At 66.9% G+C, this 2,315-nt stretch carries 2 protein-coding genes and 1 pseudogene; 2 read left to right on the forward strand and 1 reads right to left on the reverse strand.

What is annotated here, in order from left to right; all coding sequences use genetic code 11:
* Window positions 1–97 precede the first annotated feature (97 nt).
* Both tpg and ACZ7NC_RS45260 read left to right on the forward strand, forming a co-directional pair.
* Window positions 98–577, forward strand: a pseudogene (gene tpg, locus ACZ7NC_RS45255) (telomere-protecting terminal protein Tpg); the annotation flags it as partial.
* Window positions 578–658: 81 nt separating this feature from the next.
* Window positions 659–1,093: an N-acetyltransferase gene (locus ACZ7NC_RS45260; protein ID WP_471498226.1), complete on the forward strand. Its 435-nt coding sequence runs from the start codon at window positions 659–661 to the stop codon at window positions 1,091–1,093.
* A 94-nt stretch (window positions 1,094–1,187) separates the two neighbouring features.
* Here ACZ7NC_RS45260 and ACZ7NC_RS45265 read toward each other — a convergent pair.
* On the reverse strand, window positions 1,188–2,315 hold a 1,128-nt coding region (locus tag ACZ7NC_RS45265), incomplete at its 5' end, for a hypothetical protein (protein WP_471498230.1).

The following is a 2,315-nucleotide window of genomic DNA, read 5'->3' on the forward strand; positions in this document are numbered from 1 at the left end:
GCGCCCGCGCACGGCTGAACGCCGTGCCACTCACGACACCCGCGCACCATCACATTGCCTCAACTCGCCTCACTCGCAGGCAACTTGACAGCGCCGGCAGATCGGCTTCCTGATGAAGCAGCTCAAGACGACCCGGGCCGTCGCCCAGGAGATCGGGGTGAGCCAGCGGTCGGTGGAGCGCTACCGCAAGGGCGAGCGCAAGCACCCACCGAAGGACATCGCGGCGAAGATCAACGCGGCCGTGCGGACCCGCTGGCAGCCCCAGGTTCGCAAGCGCCGGCGCAAGCAGGCCGCCGCCACCCGCGGGATCACGGTGGAGACCAGGGCCCGGTTCGGGTACACCGCGCCGATCGGAACGACCGACGACGGACGATTCCGGCGACTCACCGTGCACCTCCCCCCGGCGTACGCACAGCGCCTGTTCGACGCCCGCGACGCGAGCGCCAGCGACCGGGAAATGCGCGAGATCATCGCCGAAGGTTTCAAGGAAGTGTATTTCCAGGACGGTGGCAGTCGCGCCATGGGGCTGTCGGACGTGGCCATCAACGACATTGACTACCTGGATCTCGATTACTAATTCGGAGCCCTTTTACAGCGCGCATCAATGTCGCCATCCACGACACCGACCATTTCCACCTCTCGTGAGGAGCAGACGAGAATGCCTGAGGGATTAACGGACCGGCAATGGAAACGGATCCTGCTCCGGCATCTTTTCCGGCAGCAGCTGTGGCTGTACTACCCGGCGGTCCGCGAGGCCGACTTCCAGGTCCTGCGCGTGTGCGACCGGACGGGCTGGGACGCGGCTGTGCTGTCCTGGCACGTCTGCTCGCTGTGCCGCCGCGGCCACATCGCGAGGATCTCCATTGCGGAGCACTGGCAGCGACAGGGCCTGGGCCGACGCCTCGTGCTGCGCGCCATGCGGGGTGCGGAGGACTTCCACTGGACGACGACCGGCCAGTCGCCCGACGCCCAGCAGTTCTTCCCGGTCCTCGCCCGTGAGACCGGCGCGGCGTTCACGCAGCGCGAGCCTGTGTGCGCCCACATGAAAGCCGCCGCCTACGGCCACCCGAAACCGCGGTTCGAGTGCCATTGATACACCGGACAAGCCCTTCGGGGCCCGGGTTAGGGCTCGGCCCTCGCAGTTCAACGCCGCGCCACAGCCCGCGGGCGCCCCCCATCACGGACTGTCACTGGCGTGGCTCGCGGTCAGCGTCTCTGCGGCGGCCGGACTGAAGAATCCTTGACGCAGTGAGCTGCGTGCGTGGGCGGCCGAGACGTGCGTGGCTCTCCCGCGCTGACCGTTGCCGCGGTCGGTGACCAACAGCGCGCACACGCTCGGTGGCACCCACCTCGTCCCCCGGAAGTCTCCGGCGGACCACCATGACGATCGTGGCAACGATGGCACTCACAGACACGGCCAGTCCGCCCAGGCTGGTGATTGCGCCCGTCGCCCAGTTCCACAGGTCCCCAATCCAGGAGAACGGACCGTTGGGTGTCGCTGCCACGTCGACGCGCGCCGTCACAGGCGGCTTCTCGATGAGCACCAGGCTGCTGTCGCGGAAGTAGGCGGTCACGGTGAGAGCAATGCTGACCTTCCCGGGACGTTGCGCCCTCACGTCCCACACCCAGGTTGCCTCGTCGCTTGCAGAAAGGACGTTCTGGCGTTCCGACGACAGCGGCGTGCACCGCACCCCCGCGCCCGCACAGCGCAGTTTCACCCCGATCTGCGCACCCGCACTCACCGGGGTCTGAGCCTCGCCAGGCCTGGCCCCGCGCCAACTGCCCAGGACGTCGACTCGGAACAAGCGCGGCTCAGCATCTGCCGCAAGCCCCAAGGATCTGGCATCCGTGTAGACCAGCTGGCCCTCAAAGAGCTGCTGGCGGGCACGGTTGATCTCCTCGGCGTAGCTCTTCTGATCTCCCGGCCCGCCGCTGCGGTACACGCGGAACACGCCGAAGGAAAGGGCGACCATGACTGTGAGCACCGTGAGCGCGATGGCTGCCCTCTTCAGCGTTGGCACCAACGTCGGCTCCTTGATGCCGGACCACGTGATACGACCACGGCGCCTCCTAGAAGATCTCGATTGCTGTTCCTCGCAGGTCTCTCCATCGTCGCCCAACTTCCGGTTTCCGACAGTGCCGTTCAGCCGCAACACCGCTGAGTACCGGCGGGTGTATGACGAGCGCCCTAGCTTGATCTTTAACCTGTGCGGCGGGGCTGTGGGGTAGTTGACTTCTTCGTGCGCTGTTTCGCTGGCTGCGGTTTGCGGGGTGCGTGCACGTCGTGGCGTGGGGTGGGCCGGGTGTTCTTTTGG

Source organism: Streptomyces sp. NPDC111802 (assembly GCF_055634335.1).